Consider the following 19,101-nt stretch of genomic DNA (forward strand, 5'->3'; position numbering starts at 1 on the left):
GTTTCTATTAACTGGATAGTTGCATTATTCTACCATTGTTGTTTTCCATGACCGCCAACCACTGCTTTCAATTTTGTAGTCTGAATACGTCACGTCCAAGAAAACAGAATAATTCATCTTCTATTTAGGTAGGGAGCGGCATTTCCATTTCGAGCCAAGGATAGTAAAATCGGTTATAGCATGATTAATGATAAGGTTAATTCACAACTGTAGCAAAGAAAGGAGGGGATGGAATGAAACTCGGCTCCCTCAAGCACTGCATGGTCATTTGTTGGAGCTTAATCTTAATGCTAGTTTTGGCTGCATGTTCCCGATCAGAGCAAAATGAGAATCTGCCACCTCTACAGCCTGCTCACCCTTTACAACAGCCCGTTGAATACAAGGCGAACCCAGATCAACCCGCATGGAAGCTTGATAACACGCCTGTGGATTTGACCTGGTTTGTCGGCGCGAACTGGTATGGTCACACATGGGGTAAAAGTATGACCTCCAAGGTTGTAACAGAGAAAACGGGTGTTAACATCAAATTCGAAGTGCCCTCCGGTGAAACCAGTGAACAAATTGCGCTCATGATGACCTCTGGTAAGCTGCCGGATTTGATGACAATAGGCTCATGGGAAAGTGCGATTAATAAGTTGTGGGAAGGCGGACAGGTATATGCTTTAAATGAACTGGCGGAGAAATACGATCCTTACTTTTTCAAGGTCGCAGGGGACGGTGCATTGAAGTGGTATCGTCAAGAAAATGGCAATACATATGGCATTCCAAATGATTCATACAGCCCCAGCCTGATGCAGGCTACCGGTTTGACGGCTGCGAACCAAACTTTCTTAGTGCGAAAAGATCTGTATGAGGCTATGGGGAGACCGGATTTGAGCACTCCGGAAGGCTTTCTGAATGCACTGCAATTGTTGAAAGATCAGTATTCTGTGTACAAAGGACAGCTCATCAGTCCCTTCTTTGCTCAGGGGAATGTCTCTTATGGAATGACCGAATATCTGCAAAACCTGCTGGCTATCCCGCATGAAAAGGACGGTAAATTTAACGACCGTATGACCGACCCGGACTATATCATCTGGCTGAAAACGTTCCGCACAGCTTATGAGCGTGGCCTGATTAATGTGGATTTTCTGGTGGATTCGAATGCTCAGGTAGAGGAAAAAACCAGTAATGCCCGTTATTTTATGATGATTCGCGAGTGGACTGGTATGGTGGCTATTAATCCGATCCTGGCTGCGGGTGCATATCCGAATTCGTACTACATCGCTGTAGATGGACCGCAAAACAGTCACGGTGATCCCGCCAGACTGTTTCCTGGCAACATGGACGGTTGGATGGTTACGATGATCAACAAATCCACCAAGAATCCTGAGCGAGCCATCCGATTTTTGACCTATTTAGCCAGCGAAGAAGGACAAAAGGATGTATTTTTGGGCAAAGAAGGCGAAACATGGGCGATGAGGGATGGCAAACCGAAGTTGACGGCCGATATGGTCCAATTGCTTGACACAGATAGGGAGCGGCTGGAAAAGGAATACGGTATCATGGATACCTACTGGATGCTGCGTAACCCTGCCTTCGTTAATCAGTGGAGACCAGAAAAAGTGCCATCCGTTAAGCAAATGGAGGAGTTCGCGAACAAACAAGCGGATCTGGACAGCGGCATCTATAAGGGAATAGATCCTGTTGGAGATTCCGATATAGCCTTATCCTGGTCGCGTATTTCTCAGAATTGGGAAGAAGTTCTGCCAGAACTGATCACTGCCAAAGATGAAGCTGCATTTGATAAAATTTTCGAAAATTTCTTGGCCCGCCGAGTAAATTACGGTTTTAATCAGGTAATGGAATACCGTCAGACCGAGCTGGAAGCGAGAAAAGCCAAGATGGCTGAATAATCATTCCTAACATCCGCGCTCTCTATCGGCCAACTTGTAATATATGGTATAACAAAGGTGGTGAGGAGTTCAGAGTGAATTACCTACTGACTAGATTGAGGAAACTTTACCGCAATGCCCGTATATCCCAAAAGCTGTTTTTGGCGTTTAGCCTGATGATTGCCATACCTGTTATTTTAGTATCCTTCTTATATATTCGCATGCAGGAAACTCAGCTATATAAGGACGCTATGGCAGCAGGTAATAGCCACGTTTCATGGTTAAACGAACAATTGCGCAGCAGAATGGATATCATTGAGAACGCTTCCAACACGGCACTCACTCAAAAATCATTTGTTGATTTTATTCATTCCAATATGCTTGTGGATGGACTACGACTGGTGAAATTTAAGCAAAACCAATTTGAGCAAATGCAAAATATCATTCAAAGCAATGCAATGATCAGTGAGCTCAGCTTTTACGTCGATAACCCGAACTTGTATGAAATCTGGCCTGAAATCTATCATTATCAGAAATTTTGGCCGCAGGATTACTGGGCTAAGCTTCGGGATGAAGGTGGGGCTGCTTACCGCTTATTTTCTTTTAAGGATGGTGAACATACGCTATCATACTACCGGCTGGTTCGCCTTCAGGGTCAGGAGAAAAAACGACCTAGTATTATGGAAATTCGCGTTCCACACAGTATGTTTTTCAGCGACCTGCTCCAGGAGAGCAAGGGGGATTTCTTTTCTGTTTTAATGAACGAAAGCGATTCTCCCCAATATGTTTATAATTCCCAGCATGAGTTTTCTCGAAAAGCCGGAGAGGGACTGGATGAAATTCTTGGCGGTATTCATCGCCAGTTGGATGTACTGCCACAGGAAAGTCCAGTTAAGATTAAGGTTGGAGATCAGAGCTACTATGCACTATACCGTTACATCGCTCCGCTAAACACTTATGTGGTTGATATCGCCTCCCATCAGGCATTGATGAAGGGGCCACGCAGCTGGTATGCATTTGTGGTAACGATTACATTATGTGTTCTGCTGCTTATCATGCTGCTCGTATCACATACAACTCGGCGCATTTTCCGACGGCTGGACAGCGTATTGGCTTCAATGCGTCAAGTGCGAAAAGGAGAACTGGATGCAACGATTGATACCGGTCTTGATGAGAACGAAAGAGGGGATGAGATTGATGAAGTGGCTGTGAGCTACAATAAAATGTTACATGAGGTCAAACGTCTGATGACACAGGTCGTGGATAAGCAATTGATCGCCAAAAACGCACAGCTGCATTCACTGCATTCGCAGATCAACTCTCATTTTTTGTATAACGCACTGGAATCTATTCGAATGCTCGCGGAGGTTCAACGACAACCTGCTATTGCAAATTCATTGGTATCATTAGGTTCACAACTTCGTTACAGCATGCAGTGGCGCAGCGATACGGTTGCGCTTCGTGAGGAACTTGCCAACATTCAAAGTTACATTCAATTTATTAATTTGATGGAAGGCGGCAGCATCAAATTGACATCAGATCTTCCGCTGAAGGTGCTCCGCTATGCGATTCCTAAAATGTGTATGCAGCCTATCGTTGAAAACGCAGTGCATCACGCTGCACCATCAGGCGGTAGTGTGTGTATTCAGATCACCGTATCAGTGGAGAATGACCGCTTGCTCATTAACATACAAGATGATGGAGAGGGGGTAGACCGGGAGATGTTACTTCGACTGCAAGCGGCACTGCGGGGAGACTCGGATTCGCCGATTGTTACCAGCAAGAACGGACTTGGTTTGGAAAATGTGAATAAGCGGCTGCAGCTTCATTATGGCGAGGATTGCGGTCTTTGGATTGATAGTGTTCAGGGCGCTTATACCTGTGTAACGATACGTTTGCCTTGGGAAAATGTAAATCTTGGAGGGTGGTAGGAGTGATCAATATTCTGGTTGTGGACGATCAAAAGCACATACGTGACGGTCTGCAGGCGATGCTGCATCAATTTCCTCTGGAGCTGAACAACATTTACTGTGCTGCAAGCGGGATGGAGGCGCTAATCTTTTTGCGCCAGCATAACATTCACATCGTTATTACTGATATTATGATGCCAGACATGGACGGGCTGGCACTGATGGCACAGTCCAAAGATGAGCGTATCGAGGTGGAATACCTCATTATTAGCGGTTATAGTGATTTTACATATGCTCAGAAGGCCATCGAACTAGGGGCAAAGGGATACTTGTTAAAACCTCTGAAGCGAGGGGATCTGCTAACTTCACTAGAGCATGTTTGGCAAGAAATTCAGACACGGCAGGCTCTTGCGGACAACATACAGCATGTCTCCCGTCTCGCCCAAGAGACAGATCGCAAAGAATTAAGAATGTTTATGCACGGAGCGTTAAACGATGAGGCCTGGATCCTCCAAATCCAGGAACAACATCCTGCACTTTGGCACAATTATCGCTTATGTTTGCTGCGAGAGAAATGTTGGATCAATCAGCCGGGTTCCAGCAGTGTCCATAGCATGGAAGCTATTGCTTATGATGTGTTCGGTAGACAAGGTTGCGTTTGCCTGCAACACAGCCCGTATCTGATTCTCGCAGTGGATTCATCGATAGATCCGGAGGCTTTACCAGCGGCGCTCAAGGAAGGGATGATCGATGCCATAACCGTTATGACTGACCCGCAGCAAGGATTAAAGATGTTGCCCGGTAGCTATACACAAGTACATGAGTTATTCCATCATAGTTATCTGTTTCCAGATCAATATATCATCCTGCCAGCAACTATTGAGCATATGGAGCAGCAGTGGCAACTCCCTTATGAAGAGCTTTATGAACTGTTCCAGTCTGTTGGGACCGACGATAGTGGTAGAATTGCTCAGGGCATTTCAGCAATATTTAACAAAAATGTACTGCAACGCTATCATATTCGCTATACCCAACAACTCTGCGGCGCCACAGTGCAGATGATGGAGGAATACGAACGAGTTATTCGTCCCTACATGGGTGAAGAAGCGCTGGATCTTGAATCTTTGCGTAATCTCTTTGATTATCCGGGGATGCGCGATTATATTCAAGCGCTGCAACAGCAGCTGCTTCGATTGAATCAGTTCTATTTTGAATATAAACAGAGTTATCGCAATTCTCAGGATCTAAACGAAGCCATCCGTTTTATACACGAAAGCTATCATAAGCCGCTGGACCTCGCGATGGTATCCAATCATGTGTCGCTTAATTATGCCTATTTCTCAAATCTGTTCAAGAAGAATATTGGTAAAGGATTTGCAGAATACCTGAGAGATGTACGTATGGATAAAGCGCGGCGTCTCCTAGCCGAAACCGATCATAAGATTGTTGAAGTTGCTGCTATGGTAGGCTATGAAAGTTACAAAAGCTTTACGCGAGCGTTCCGCCTAGCGATGGAAATTCAACCCACAGAGTATCGACAAATGATGCGTCAAAAGGTAGAACGTGAAGTGCAATACCACAGTACAAATATATAAATTGAATCAAAACCCAAAAAAATGGGATATAACAAAAATAATTGTACCTTTTCAGCAGATTATCCTATTCGATAGAATAAAGATGTTCCCCGATGTAAGCGATTACCTTTAAACGCATAGATTGGGAGAAACTATTATCTTATCAAAGGAGGGCAATTATGAAACCATCTCACTTTACGGGGAAACGGTTTATGAAAAAGGTACTTGGCTTGTTCCTAGTGGTTGTGATGCTAGCTAGTGTTGGCGTGCTGCCAACATCGAAAGTTCAGGCAGCTGGAACGACAGTTACCTCAATGGAGTACTTCTCACCAGCAGATGGACCTGTTATTTCAAAATCTGGGGTTGGCAAAGCCAGCTACGGATTTGTTATGCCTAAGTTCAATGGGGGCTCCGCCACGTGGAACGATGTCTACAGTGACGTGGGTGTTAATGTGAAAGTGGGTAACAACTGGGTTGATATAGATCAAGCCGGAGGTTATATCTATAACCAAAACTGGGGGCACTGGAGCGATGGTGGTTTCAATGGTTATTGGTTCACCCTTTCTGCAACAACCGAAATTCAACTGTACTCCAAAGCGAATGGCGTTAAGCTTGAATATCAACTTGTATTCCAAAACATTAACAAAACAACCATCACAGCCATGAATCCGACACAAGGGCCGCAAATTACAGCAAGTTTCACAGGCGGTGCAGGCTTTACATATCCAACTTTCAACAATGATTCTGCGGTAACCTATGAAGCCGTAGCGGATGATTTGAAGGTGTATGTAAAACCTGTAAATAGCAGCACATGGATTGATATTGACAATAATGCAGCCAGCGGCTGGATTTATGATCACAACTTTGGCCAATTCACCGACGGTGGAGGAGGTTACTGGTTTAACGTAACGGAGTCGATCAACGTCAAATTGGAATCAAAGACTTCCTCGGCTAACCTTGTTTATACCATTACGTTTAATGAACCTACAAGAAATTCATATGTCATTACGCCATACGAAGGAACAACCTTCACAGCAGATGCGAATGGTTCCATTGGAATTCCACTTCCCAAAATTGATGGGGGTGCGCCAATCGCCAAGGAACTGGGCAACTTTGTATACCAAATTAACATCAATGGGCAATGGGTGGATTTGAGTAACTCCAGTCAGAGCAAGTTTGCATACTCGGCAAATGGCTACAACAATATGTCTGATGCCAACCAGTGGGGTTACTGGGCCGATTACATCTATGGACTTTGGTTCCAGCCAATCCAGGAAAATATGCAAATCCGTATCGGATATCCGTTGAACGGGCAGGCGGGTGGAAATATTGGCAATAACTTCGTCAACTATACCTTCATCGGCAATCCTAATGCTCCACGTCCGGATGTATCCGATCAAGAGGATATCGCGATCGGAACACCAACCGACCCGGCTATCGCGGGCATGAATCTCATCTGGCAGGATGAATTTAACGGAACTACGCTGGATACCAGTAAATGGAACTATGAAACAGGATATTATCTCAATAACGATCCTGCTACTTGGGGATGGGGTAATGCAGAGCTGCAGCACTACACGAACAGCACCCAAAATGTATATGTACAGGACGGAAAGCTGCATATCAAAGCCATGAATGATAGCAAATCTTTCCCGCAGGATCCGAATCGCTATGCACAGTATTCTTCAGGTAAGATTAACACCAAGGATAAACTTTCCCTGAAGTACGGTAGAGTAGATTTTCGTGCCAAGCTTCCTACAGGGGATGGCGTTTGGCCAGCACTGTGGATGCTTCCAAAAGATTCAGTATACGGCACATGGGCTGCATCAGGTGAAATTGATGTTATGGAAGCGAGAGGACGTCTTCCAGGGTCTGTAAGCGGTACCATACATTTTGGTGGACAATGGCCCGTGAACCAGTCTTCAGGTGGCGATTATCACTTCCCTGAAGGGCAAACTTTTGCCAATGATTATCATGTGTACTCGGTTGTCTGGGAAGAGGACAACATTAAATGGTATGTCGACGGCAAGTTTTTCTATAAAGTGACTAACCAGCAGTGGTATTCTACAGCTGCACCGAACAATCCGAACGCTCCTTTCGATGAGCCGTTCTACCTCATTATGAACTTGGCAATCGGCGGAAACTTCGACGGAGGCCGTACTCCGAACGCGTCCGATATCCCAGCGACCATGCAAGTGGATTATGTACGTGTGTATAAAGAACAGTAATAAAACAGCCGTTTCCGCGATTGGGGTCGTGTCGAGGCCATTCACCATAGTTACGGGTGATGAGGCAAGTTGAACGGAGAATAAAGACAGGGAAGACCAACAACAAAATGTTGTTGGTCTTTGTTGTTCAAGAAGGTTGACGGTTAGGCTCAAACGAAATGCCTCTTCTCTACAATAATGAAGCAGCCTTGGTTCAACAATTGAACAAAGGCTGCTTCTTGGAGTCTTTATATCTTGCCTATATATTTTGTGATTTCATGTAAAAAGCTTTTAATGACGGGAAGCTTCTTGAGCTGGCACTACAGAGGGCTCTTCACGAACTGCCGATTGTAATGTTGGGCGTGTTACCCCAGCTGCTTCTTCACGAACTGTGGCTTGAGCTGCCGAAGGTCTTACCTCAGGAGCTTCTTCACTAACAACTGCTTGTGCCGATGGACGTGCTACTACAGTCGCTTCTTCGTGAACTGCCGCTTGAGCTGATGGTTGTGTTACTACAGGAGCTACCACTTGGTCATCTGAACGTGTTACAACCGAAACTTCATCACGAGGTGTCGCTTGAGCTGATGGGCGTGCTACCACAGGAGATTCTTCACGAGCTGATGGACGAGTTACTGCAGGAACTTCTTCGCGAACAGCCGCTTGCTCCGATGGACGCGTTACAGCGGATGTTTCGTCACTTGCAACCACCCTCGGAGTATTGCTCGAAGCCCAAGCCGTTGTCACTGTACTAATTGTAGCAACGACGAAAAGCGTCGATATCGCTATAATAAAGGTTTTCTTGTTCGCATTCTTTACGTTCAGCATAAAAGTTAATCTCCTTTTTAATTGTTTGCCGTCCCCTGATAAAGAGGAGCAGAATTGTATGGGTAAATTCCTTGACCCTGCCACTACGTTCAAGATGGTTTCCCCATAGCGTTTACGATCCGCAAAGGACATTCCCTTTACGACTTCTTCATCGCAGGACAGTTCGCTCCACGTATGAATATCTTTGGAAAGCATATGAACTAATGGATTGAACCAATGCAGTGAACGGGCTACTAATATGAAGGCCTTGATCCATAGATCTTTCCTTTTCAGGTGAATCAGTTCATGATGGAACACCATACCGATATCCACGTTTGCAGAATTCTTCATAGGCAGATAAATAGTAGGTTTCATCAATCCAACTAGAAAAGGACTGCGAACCAGAGGGCTGTAAGCAAGCCGAACCTCGTCCTTGAGACTCAGATTCTCCTTAATTGCAGGGAGCAGCATAGCAACCTCACTGGTCTTCGGAACGATGGTTCGCGTCAGTTTTAATGTCTTGAGAAACCTGTGATAACAATAGGTTTGCCATGCTGCAAAAACTATGGCTCCGATCACCCACAAGCATATTAAAGTGAAAGCTATGTTTGGTGAAATAGTCTGTACCTGTATGGTAGGAGCCGGATTGAATGGTACAGGTAACACGTGTTGAACAGTTAAGGGTGACTCATTTACAGTAGTACGGGATGTAAACAACGAAAAAATCCAATGAAATACCAGAAAGATAGGCAATAGATACAAACCTAAAGCCATTTTCCCAATTCCAAAACGCCATTTTGCAGGAATGACTTGAAAGGGGGCAAGCCGCAAAGACAGAATGAAAGCGACAACGACACTTCCGGCAACGGTCAGCGTAGACAGTAATACAAGAATGGTATTCATAGACTACACCTACTTTTCTGAAAACCATTGTCTCAGCTCTGCAATGTCTTTATCCGAGAGCTTGTCGCCATCATACAAAGCTGAAATCATATTTTTTACAGAGCCTTGATATAATCCATCCAGAACTTGCTGTGTCTCCAATAGCTTGTAGTCTTCGGGCGAAATACGAGGCACATATTTGTTGGTCCGTCCATCCCTTGTCGCTGTAAGGGCCCCTTTGTCTACCAGCCGAGAGAGAAAGGTGGAAATTGTTTGCGCCTTCCATGCCTTACCCCTTTGGGAAAACATGTTCAGCAGTTCGGTGGAGGTGACTGGTGGCTCACACTCCCAGATCACTTCCATCAGTTCCATTTCAGTATCCGATAATTTTTGAAGATGGTTCACGGTGAACACTCCTTAACTTCGTTATGCGTCCATATCGAAGGTTATTACTACACTACGTAGTACATACAAGTTACTACAACGTGTAGTAGATAGTCAAGTGTTGAATGAATACTGCAAAATCAGAGTCAGGTTCTACTAGCAGTATGTTCAATCTTTGATTGATTTTAATGCAGAGACGAATGTCTGGAGTATATACTTAGTCTTAAATCCTGAAATCACTATGGGGGAGGAACCACATGAATCTATTTCACATACAATCTACACTGCAAGAGATTGATTGGACCGCATTGTTCCTTGAGAATAACTTTATCGGCATTGGTTGGCCAGCGACAGGAGATTTGGAGAACGAGCCTGCTGCAGAATGGACAGAGCAATTAGTTCAACGCTACAGGATAGGAAAGACGGAGCTTAGTGATGTCCTGGATACGCTCCATACTTTTGTCTACATCATGCAGGATGGGGACTATGTCTTGATAAACGATGATGAGTGGGCATATGTTGGGGATATGGGAGATTATTTTTACGATGATTCCAACGGAACCGGAGAGGAATACATATGCCACCGACGAGGTGTTACCTGGCTGGGACGCATTCCCTTAGCAGAGTTAAACGACAAAGTACTTGAACTTGTAAGTCATTACTCAATTATTGCAAAGTTCGAACATCCAATTTCCCGGGCTCAACTGGAGCCATGGGTTTCGATCACCTCTGCAACCACTGAAGAAGATAAATATTCTTCAGTTAGAGTAGATGAAGGCACAATTCAAGAAGCGCTCAATGTTCTAAAAAACGCATTGCAAAGCGAAAAAGAGGACCTTCGCATCCAAGCAGCGACGGCAATTTTACAATATGCAAAATCCTAGGGGTTTCTCTCCTTGGTTTCTTTAATATGGGTTGACCCGACGCCAAAAGGTATCATAATATTAAAGCGACACTACATGGTATGAAATGAAATTAAAGGCTTTTTCTTGGCAATCATATGTAGAGAGAAGCATTTAATAAAATTCAATTACAATCTCAATAATATGACTAGCATGATGAAGGATGGTCCCTGATGACAGCTAATAAAACAAATCCCAAGGTGGATGAATATTTAAACAAAGCAAAGAAGTGGAAGGAAGAATCGGAGAAGCTAAGAGAGATCGTTCTTTCCTGCGGGCTGACCGAAGACTTTAAGTGGATGCATCCTTGTTACACGTTGGAGAATAAAAACATCGTTATCATTCATGGATTTAAGGAGTATTGTGCGCTTCTTTTCCATAAAGGAGCCTTGTTAAAGGATAAGCAAGGTATTCTAATCCAACAAACAGAAAATGTACAAGCAGCTCGCCAGATCCGGTTCACCAACCTTCAACAAATCGTTGATATGGAAAACATTCTGAAAGAGTACGTTCTTGAAGCCACTGAGGTTGAAAAGGCAGGATTGAAAGTGGAACTCAAAAAGAATACAGAATATGTTGTTCCAGAAGAGTTTCAGGCTAAACTGGATGAAAACCCTGCTTTGAAAACGGCATTTGATGGATTAACGCCTGGACGTCAGCGGGCATACCTTTTTTATTTTTCCCAACCCAAGCAATCCAAAACCCGCGTCTCCAGGGTTGAGAAATCTACACAGCAAATTCTGGATGGAAAAGGATTAAATGATTAAACCGTTAATGACCAGGGAAGCAGTCTGTTTTGAAATTAATTTATATGCGTCAAAGCACCTGCCTTCGTAGGTGCTTTTTTGTTTGTCTTTTGTCGAATTTGAAATCATCTTGTCAAATGTCTTATCGCATGGTATCGTTGATAACGATTATCAATATCATTTGAAGAGGTGGGTTTATTTTGCTGAAACGAAGAAATTCGATATGGATAATGTCCGCATTGATTGTATTGCTCGTACTGAGTGCATGTGGTCAGTCCGTAACATCAAGCAATACAACGGAGACTATAAACACAACCGGAGCTGCGGACACGGGATCATCAATCGACTCAACTTCTGCTTCTGATGCCGATACCACAACAGGTACTGAAGGAGAGACCGTTACATATCAATCGGATGCAGGTGAAGTGGAAGTACCTGTGGAGCCGAAACGGATTATCGATTTGACCGCATTTTCAACAGGGTACTTTGTTGCACTCGATGCTCCAGTCGTCGGAGCCTTATCAGGTGCAATAAACAACAAGTACATCAAGGCTCAGCTCAAAAGTGAGGGGACAACAGATCTAGGAGAGCAGCCAACAGCCGAGCAATTGATCAGCCTAAAGCCTGATCTGATTATCGCATACACAGGTACGGAGGGCCTCGACAAGTTGTCGCAGATTGCACCAGTAGTACAGTTACAATATGGTAAGCGTAATTTCAAGGATCTCATGTTGGAGATGGGGAAACTGACCAATAGAGAAGCCGAAGCAAAAGACTGGCTCACACAATGGGAAGCGAAGATCACTGAGCTGAAACCGAAAGTACTTGCTGCTGTGGGTGATCGTACAGTCTCCATTTTGAATCCATACGCCAAGGGATTATTTGTATTTGGTCATAATTACGGTCGTGGTGGTGAAATACTGTATGACGAATTTGGCCTCAAGGCACCTATGAGGGCTCAGACAGAGGCCATTGACAGTGGTACAGGCTGGGCCTCAATCTCGATGGAAGTATTACCTGAATATGCAGGCGACATCATCTTCACTAGCCCGTGGTCAGGGGATACAACCGATCCCAAGATTGTTTACGATAATACGGTGTGGAAAAACCTAACTGCAGTCAAAGAGGGCCATGTGTTCCAGCTTGATCCGACCTCTGATACATACAACGACCCTGTATCGCTTGAAGGTCAGCTGACGTTTATCTCGGACAGTCTGCTTTCGGTGAAGTAGTCCATGGTTAAATGTTTGAAGAGGTCCGTGCACTTTAGCACGGACCTCTTCAAATTATACTTGTTTTGATTTGCTGACTCGTGTTCAATCACTCGTCGCAGTAATTACTTCAAAACCTGCTTGATAATCTAAATTAGCATATCCCGTTCCAATTCAGATGTACGTGTATCGATTGTATTTTACAACCGGAAAAATGGCTTGGGAGGGTTGCTTGTGAAACGCATATGATTTAATTCCTCTGCAATGATGCCGATTCCCTCTTCAATCGCTTTTTCGTCGGTACGAACGATACTAAGACGTAACAAGTTCAGCTTGCGAAACGATGAGAGAAACTGATTATCAGTGGCCAGAACGTCAACGCCACAATTCTCCAACCGTTTGATTAAATCTTCTATGTTAATGGAATCGGAAAGGCGTATCGTTGCGAAGAGTCCTCCACAAGATTGAACAGTATATAAGCACTCCTTGGGAAGTAATCGCTGTGAAGCTTCCTTTAGATACCTAATGCGCTCATGGTACAAGGCTTTCATCTGTTTGGCATGATGATCATACATACCCGACTTCATATAAATTTCAAGAAAACCTTGGGACAATACTGAGGTGCTTAAATCAGCTGCATGTTTGTGCCATTGCATTAATGGAATTAGCGAATCGGGTATAACGGCAGCAGCAATCCTTAATCCAGGCAACAGCACTTTGGAGAAACTTCTGAGGTAAATGACATGGCTGGCACCATGATATGCGTGGATTGGATCAGCTTTACTGTTAGTTTCAAGATCTGCTAGATAGTCATCTTCAACGATGTAAACATCATAGGCCTTGGCAAGTTCAGCCAGCCGCTGCTTTTCTTTCTCCGTATATGAAGTTCCTAAAGGATTATGGAAACGGGGGATTGTATAAAAAAATTTGATCATATTACTCTGAAAATGCCGCTCCAAGGTCACCCAGTCAATTCCTTCATGAGTTCTCTCGATACCAATGACGGTTTGGTTCTGTGTCTTAAGTGCTGCAAGCATGCCCCAATACGTCGGCTGTTCAACCAGAATGTTAGATTTGCCGTTAGGGAAAGGCATGCCAGCTAACAGATGTAATGCCTGTTGAGCACCTGAATAGATAAACACCTGCTCCGACGAAGGGAACACCTGTTGTCTTTGAAAAAGCTTTATGAGCTGTTGCCTAAGAGACAGCAGCCCCTGCGGGTCTGCATAAGTGAATATGGACGATTCAAATAGTTCCAGAGCTTTATTCATACATTGACGAAATTCAGCTTGAGGAATCGAAGATGAATCTGGAGCAGCAGATGCAAAATCGATTCGTTTTGTTTCCAACAACGGGAGAAGGGCTTCCTTGGCTACGACAAAATAACCACTCTTTGGGCGTGAATATATAAGATATTGATCTTCAAGCTCTTGATATACTCCAATAATGGTATTAAGACTACAACCAAATCGTTCACTTTGCTTACGGATGGAAGGCAGTTTCTGACCGGGTCCAATCAAACCATCAACAATCTCAGAACGAATCAGTTCAACAATAGATTCTTTTTTATTGCCCATTCCTATGCTCCTAACTTTATAAATGACCTGTTCTAATCTGTACCCATACAGATCGATAAATATTCAATGTACGAGATGATTTGTATCTAATATAATACAAATCAATCATAAAAGTGCACTTATGAATTGATTTTTTTGCATTATTTCTAAACTGTACAGTTAATTAGGATCATATGGAGTGGATTGGATGAATCAAAAGAGTAACGGTTGGATCAATGGTTTTCTGGGCGTACTTATTTTCAGTGGGTCACTTCCCGCAACACGATTAGCAGTAATAGACTTTGATCCGGTGTTCCTCACTGTATGTCGAGCGGCTATTGCTGGGGTGTTGGCTGGAATTCTGTTGCTGCTATTCCGACAACAGCGTCCAGTGCGAGGTGATATCTTTCCTTTATTCGTAGTAGCATTATGTGTAGTAGTTGGTTTTCCGCTGCTTACAGCCATAGCTCTTCAGTATGTAACATCTGCACATGCAATCCTCTATCTCGGCCTGTTACCACTTTCAACAGCTATATTTGGGGTGCTGCGGGGCGGTGAGCGTCCAAGAGCTGCTTTTTGGATCTTGTCAGTTCTGGGCAGCAGTCTTGTTGTGGGCTTTGCGCTGACAGAAGGAGCAACATCGTCGCCTATTGGTGATACGCTTATGCTTGCCTCGATCATCGTATGTGGTTACGGTTATGCGGAAGGGGCACGACTATCACGGAGATTAGGAGGCTGGCAAGTAATCTCTTGGGCACTTGTGTTATCGCTTCCCTTTATGGTTTTGCTTTCAGTTTATTACATGCCTGCTTCATGGTCGGATATTCATGGTTCTTCATGGTTAAGTCTTGGCTACGTTTCCCTCTTCAGCATGCTTATTGGTTTTGTGTTCTGGTACCGTGGCCTGGCCCAAGGCGGGATAGCTGCGGTAGGACAACTGCAGCTTCTTCAACCGTTCTTCGGATTAGTGCTTTCGGCGCTCGTTCTCCATGAGTCCATTGGCTGGTCCATGTTTGCAGTAAATATCGGTGTCGTGTTATGTGTGGCAATTGCCAAACGTTTCGCATGAATTCAGAGCCTATTCATATGCTGATATGTTATGCTAAATATCGTTACTTCTGAGACTTGTATAGAGTCATAATCCGTATATTCTTCCAACCCTTTGGCGAATCTGTACCAAAGGGTTTTTCAATTTCATTTTCATGATAATATGAGATGAAGTATGCGAATTAAATTCTGGTTAGGAGAAGATAATATGGACGTTTTTGCAGAATATCTGGCACGAATTGATAACCTGGGACATCGGGATCGTACGGAAGAAGTATTAGAGTGGATTATCAACAAGTACCCCAATTTAGTACCTAAAATAGCGTGGAATCAGCCCATGTTTACCGATCATGGCACATTTATTATTGGATTTAGTGTATCCAAACATCATTTGGCTATGGCGCCTGAAAAGGCAGGGATCAATCATTTTTCCGATGAAATTGCGAAAGCTGGTTATGATCATACGAAAGAGTTGGTGCGCATCCGGTGGGATGGGCCGGTTGATTTTTCATTACTGGAAAGAATAATTGACTTTAACATCACAGAAAAGGCAGACTGTTCAACCTTTTGGCGGAAATAGGCATGCGAATATCCTACAACAAAAGACCTCGCTCTCACTTACGTCGGTGAGCGGGGTCTTTATAATGCTCATTCATCCATTGAGTTGGACATTGCACCAAAGTAATCTATAACTACGCTGCGAAACGCGATAGCTGCATTCGAGATATATCTGTCTCTATGCGACAATAAAGCAATTTCCCGCACGAGGCTCTGATCCTCAATTTGAAGATATACAATGCGTTCCTGCGGGTTTCCTGCTGTATTGGGTTTGAATGCAAGCCCAATCTCCGCTTCCACAAGTGCAGTTAATCTTGCAGGTTCATCTCCTTCATAAACATACTTCGGTACAAACCCGACGGATTGGCATTTGGAGTCCACCAGATCACGAATACCATATCCTTTTTTCACCCCCACAAACCATTCATCCTTAAGCTCTTCTAAAGTGATGCTGCTTCGATCCGCATATCGATGACCGAGAGGCACAGCGACTACAATGGGGTCCTCGAACAGTATCTGACATTCAATATCATCCCCATGGATCGGAGGGGATGATAAGCAAAAATCAATTTCACCGCGGTGGAGAAGGGTGGACATCTCTTCCAAAGTAACCATTTGTACATGAAACTGAACATTCGGCTTATTTTTTCGGAATTCCCGCAAGATTCCTGGTAATGTGCTTGCTGTAGTGACTGCCAAGTTAAGTGTACCGTGATCCGGGTTGGAGAGATCAGCAATTTCCTGTTTTCCCTGTTCCAATTCGAATAGTGCTTTTTCTGTCCGTCGAAGGAATGTTCTTCCGAATTCATTTAATCGCAGCTTTCTGCCCAATCGATCAAATAACGGTGCACCCAAGTCATCCTCCAAACGTTGTATCGTTTTGCTCAGTGAGGATTGAGTGACATGCAGCTTGCCCGCAGCTTCCGTAACATGTTCACATCGGGCTAACGTTAGAAAATAGCGTAGCTGAAGAAGTTCCATTTCGCACCACTCTCTTATTCCTTTTGGTTCATCAAATCATAACATAAAATGCGTTGGAATAAATAACGGGATTCCATTAAGATGACAACAGAAGAAGGGGGGATATACGTAATGAACGCTCGAAATATATGGTTAATGATATCTGTGGGTTTGGGAATCATGCTGAATCCGCTCAATTCCTCCATGATCTCTATAGCAATTGCAAGACTACAACAGGAGTTTTCACTTGATGTTACAGCCGTTTCATGGATTATTTTTTCCTTTTACATTGCAAGTGCAGTGGCTCAACCCGTCATGGGAAAATGCAGTGATCTGTTTGGCCGAAGACAGATATTCCTTATCGGTCTGGTTGTTGTCTTCGTTTCCTCCATGTTAGCTCCGTTATCACCAAACTTTTCTTGGCTCATCGTATTCCGGATCATTCAATCTGTTGGCACAAGCATGATGGTAGCCGTCGGGATGGCGATTGTAAGAATCCACGTTACTGAGAAACAGGCAGCTGCCCTGTCTATCCTTGCGATGTTCCTGTCTGGTGCAGCCGCGGTAGGCCCTTTTATTGGCGGTGTATTGATTCATTGGTGGGACTGGCAAAGTATTTTTCTTGTGAATATTCCATTGGTGATTGCAAGCTTTATATTCGCCTGGAAAACCATTCCCAAAGAAGGGGCACTTAAATCCAACTATGGTGACTTGTCCATCAGAAAATGGTTCCTGCTGATTGATGCGCCAGGCATACTCTTGTTCACTGTCGCTTTGGTGACTCTGCTAATGAGCGTGCTTTCCGTTAAATCAACCGGACATTTTTCATCATGGCACCTTATGGCAGGGGGAATCGGTTTGATTGCATTAGCAAGTTTTATACGACATGAATTGAAAACACCGTCTCCTTTTATCCCGCTGAGGGTATTTGCCAAATATCCCGAAATGACCTGGGTGAATGTACAATTTATGCTGGTTAACACGTTGTTTTACGCGCTGTTCTTTGGTGTGCCGTCTTATTTGCAGCAGGTACGCCATCTGAACGAAGTTCATACAGGACTAATGATGCTAACCCTCGGTTTATGTTCACTCATTAGTTCTCCACTCGCCGGACGCTGGATTGACAAATCAGGTACGCGGCCAGCTTTGATCGTTTCAGCGGTGTTAATGACGTTCGGTTCCATCTTGATAGTGGCATTGGATAAAAATTCACCCGTGGTGAGTGTCATCTTGCCCTTAGCTATATTCGGCATAAGTAACGGGCTGAACAGTGTCGGGATGCAGGCGGCTTTGTTTACGAGCACACCCAAAGATATGATCGGGGTCGCATCAGGCATTTTTAATACATCGAGATATCTGGGGACCATTTTGTCGTCGTTGTTGATTGGCATTGTCATGGGAAACACTTTCAGTTTTATCGGATTTCAAACGCTCGGAATCATCCTGTCGGTATTAGCTGCATCTTTAATCATGATGACCTTACGACGCCATAAATCATCCGAAGCACAAGCGATATAGTGACAAACCACATGATTCACATTTTTACGTAGTCATATATTGCTTTCGAAATTGAAGCGGAGACAACCCGATATACCGTTTGAAACAAGACGAGAAGTAGGGTGCATAACGAAAACCCACTTCTTCCGCAATGCGGTCGATTAACCAGTCTGTAGTAACCAGTAATCGCTTTGCACGTTCTAAACGAAGCTCATTTAAATACTCAATCGGTGTTTTACCATACTTCATTTTCATGCAACGGATAACATAGTTGGGATGAAAATGGAGAGCTGCGGCCAAGGTTTCATTTGTGACCTTTGTCTTGTAATTCTGTTGAATATATATTGCTGCTTGTTCTGCTAATCGTGTCTGCACGGAATCCATCACCCGCAAGCTACCTTCTTCCAGCATGGACAGCAATTCACCTAGCAAGCGCTGCTCCTGCCAAAAGGAGCTTTCCATTTCAAGTGTCAACAATTGCTCCAGAAGGTTGAAAACCGCTTGTGGATTGGCTAATTTTGAATGCTTAGGAAGCCTTAATGTATAAGGGTTGCCAAACGGTCTGGAGGAGTCTTGCAACTCCGGTTCATGGATAGAAGAGGTGAGCAAACTTTCATATCTTTCAACATGCTCGAAATGCAGCCAGTAAAACACCGTTTTCTGTGTACACGGCCTGACCGAATAGTGTTCTCCTTCTGGCAGCAGGATTAGTGAATCTCCTTTTTCCAAGGTCCATTGCTGATCATTCTCTCCTATATATAACTCTCCCTTGACCACAATCAGTACATCGTAGATACCAAGCTTTTTTCGGTTCGGATGATGATCTCCAATTTCATATTCTGAACGTCCTGCTCCTAAATAATAGGGGAGTTGGGGGACTTTAAGCTCTATGATTCCTTCTCCATTCAAAACAGATAACCCTCCCTATTAGTGTTAAATTTTATAGAAATAAGTTCAATTCAATTCTATTTTCCCACGTAATCACAGCT

General features: G+C 44.0%; 15 protein-coding genes. 10 read left to right on the forward strand and 5 right to left on the reverse strand.

The features are described from left to right. Window positions 1-233 precede the first annotated feature (233 nt). The 4 genes from RS891_RS15370 to RS891_RS15385 all read left to right on the forward strand — a co-directional run bounded on the left by RS891_RS15370 (window position 234) and on the right by RS891_RS15385 (window position 7,586). A complete protein-coding gene (locus tag RS891_RS15370) occupies window positions 234-1,895 on the forward strand; it encodes an extracellular solute-binding protein (protein WP_315795978.1) in 1,662 nt (553 codons plus the stop codon). Between the two features lie 74 nt (window positions 1,896-1,969). Next, window positions 1,970-3,805 carry a sensor histidine kinase gene (locus RS891_RS15375; protein ID WP_315795980.1) on the forward strand — a complete coding sequence of 612 codons (1,836 nt, stop codon included), beginning with the start codon at window positions 1,970-1,972 and terminating at the stop codon, window positions 3,803-3,805. Window positions 3,806-3,807: 2 nt separating this feature from the next. Further along, window positions 3,808-5,379 carry a response regulator gene (locus RS891_RS15380; RefSeq protein WP_315795982.1) on the forward strand — a complete coding sequence of 524 codons (1,572 nt, stop codon included), beginning with the start codon at window positions 3,808-3,810 and terminating at the stop codon, window positions 5,377-5,379. 158 nt (window positions 5,380-5,537) lie between these two features. Continuing rightward, complete coding sequence (locus RS891_RS15385) at window positions 5,538-7,586, forward strand: glycoside hydrolase family 16 protein (protein ID WP_315795984.1); 2,049 nt, start codon at window positions 5,538-5,540, stop codon at window positions 7,584-7,586. Between the two features lie 270 nt (window positions 7,587-7,856). Here RS891_RS15385 and RS891_RS15390 read toward each other — a convergent pair whose 3' ends face one another. Next, window positions 7,857-9,272, reverse strand: a complete 1,416-nt coding sequence (locus RS891_RS15390) for a M56 family metallopeptidase (protein ID WP_315795985.1) — start codon at window positions 9,270-9,272, stop codon at window positions 7,857-7,859. Window positions 9,273-9,281: 9 nt separating this feature from the next. Continuing rightward, window positions 9,282-9,656: a BlaI/MecI/CopY family transcriptional regulator gene (locus tag RS891_RS15395; protein ID WP_113054753.1), complete on the reverse strand. Its 375-nt coding sequence runs from the start codon at window positions 9,654-9,656 to the stop codon at window positions 9,282-9,284. A gap of 236 nt (window positions 9,657-9,892) precedes the next feature. Here RS891_RS15395 and RS891_RS15400 point away from each other — a divergent pair, with 236 nt between their 5' ends. The 3 genes from RS891_RS15400 to RS891_RS15410 all read left to right on the forward strand — a co-directional run bounded on the left by RS891_RS15400 (window position 9,893) and on the right by RS891_RS15410 (window position 12,515). After that, window positions 9,893-10,519 (forward strand): hypothetical protein, encoded by a 627-nt coding sequence (locus tag RS891_RS15400; protein WP_113054752.1) that lies wholly within the window; start codon window positions 9,893-9,895, stop codon window positions 10,517-10,519. A 191-nt stretch (window positions 10,520-10,710) separates the two neighbouring features. Beyond that, the gene (locus RS891_RS15405) at window positions 10,711-11,304 is read left to right on the forward strand and encodes a YdeI/OmpD-associated family protein (RefSeq protein ID WP_113054751.1); all 594 of its coding nucleotides are present in this window, start codon (window positions 10,711-10,713) and stop codon (window positions 11,302-11,304) included. Window positions 11,305-11,483: 179 nt separating this feature from the next. Further along, window positions 11,484-12,515 (forward strand): ABC transporter substrate-binding protein, encoded by a 1,032-nt coding sequence (locus RS891_RS15410; RefSeq protein WP_315795991.1) that lies wholly within the window; start codon window positions 11,484-11,486, stop codon window positions 12,513-12,515. Window positions 12,516-12,694: 179 nt separating this feature from the next. Here RS891_RS15410 and RS891_RS15415 read toward each other — a convergent pair whose 3' ends face one another. Then, window positions 12,695-14,071 (reverse strand): aminotransferase-like domain-containing protein, encoded by a 1,377-nt coding sequence (locus RS891_RS15415; protein WP_315795993.1) that lies wholly within the window; start codon window positions 14,069-14,071, stop codon window positions 12,695-12,697. 187 nt (window positions 14,072-14,258) lie between these two features. On the opposite strand from RS891_RS15415, the gene RS891_RS15420 reads away from it, so the two are divergent. Next, on the forward strand, window positions 14,259-15,119 hold the full coding sequence (locus tag RS891_RS15420) for a DMT family transporter (protein WP_315795995.1): 861 nt from the start codon (window positions 14,259-14,261) through the stop codon (window positions 15,117-15,119). A 186-nt stretch (window positions 15,120-15,305) separates the two neighbouring features. Next, the gene (locus RS891_RS15425; protein ID WP_113054747.1) at window positions 15,306-15,677 is read left to right on the forward strand and encodes an iron chaperone; all 372 of its coding nucleotides are present in this window, start codon (window positions 15,306-15,308) and stop codon (window positions 15,675-15,677) included. 68 nt (window positions 15,678-15,745) lie between these two features. On the opposite strand, the gene RS891_RS15430 is transcribed toward RS891_RS15425, so the two are convergent. Next, window positions 15,746-16,636 carry a LysR family transcriptional regulator gene (locus tag RS891_RS15430; protein WP_315795997.1) on the reverse strand — a complete coding sequence of 297 codons (891 nt, stop codon included), beginning with the start codon at window positions 16,634-16,636 and terminating at the stop codon, window positions 15,746-15,748. A gap of 111 nt (window positions 16,637-16,747) precedes the next feature. Here RS891_RS15430 and RS891_RS15435 point away from each other — a divergent pair, with 111 nt between their 5' ends. Next, window positions 16,748-18,133 carry an MFS transporter gene (locus RS891_RS15435; protein WP_315795998.1) on the forward strand — a complete coding sequence of 462 codons (1,386 nt, stop codon included), beginning with the start codon at window positions 16,748-16,750 and terminating at the stop codon, window positions 18,131-18,133. Window positions 18,134-18,157: 24 nt separating this feature from the next. Here the strand turns inward: RS891_RS15435 and RS891_RS15440 are convergent, their stop codons facing one another. Next, window positions 18,158-19,021, reverse strand: a complete 864-nt coding sequence (locus RS891_RS15440; RefSeq protein ID WP_113054744.1) for an AraC family transcriptional regulator — start codon at window positions 19,019-19,021, stop codon at window positions 18,158-18,160. Between the last annotated feature and the right edge of the window lie 80 nt (window positions 19,022-19,101).

The organism is Paenibacillus sp. BIC5C1 (assembly GCF_032399705.1).
Taxonomy (GTDB): domain Bacteria; phylum Bacillota; class Bacilli; order Paenibacillales; family Paenibacillaceae; genus Paenibacillus; species Paenibacillus taichungensis_A.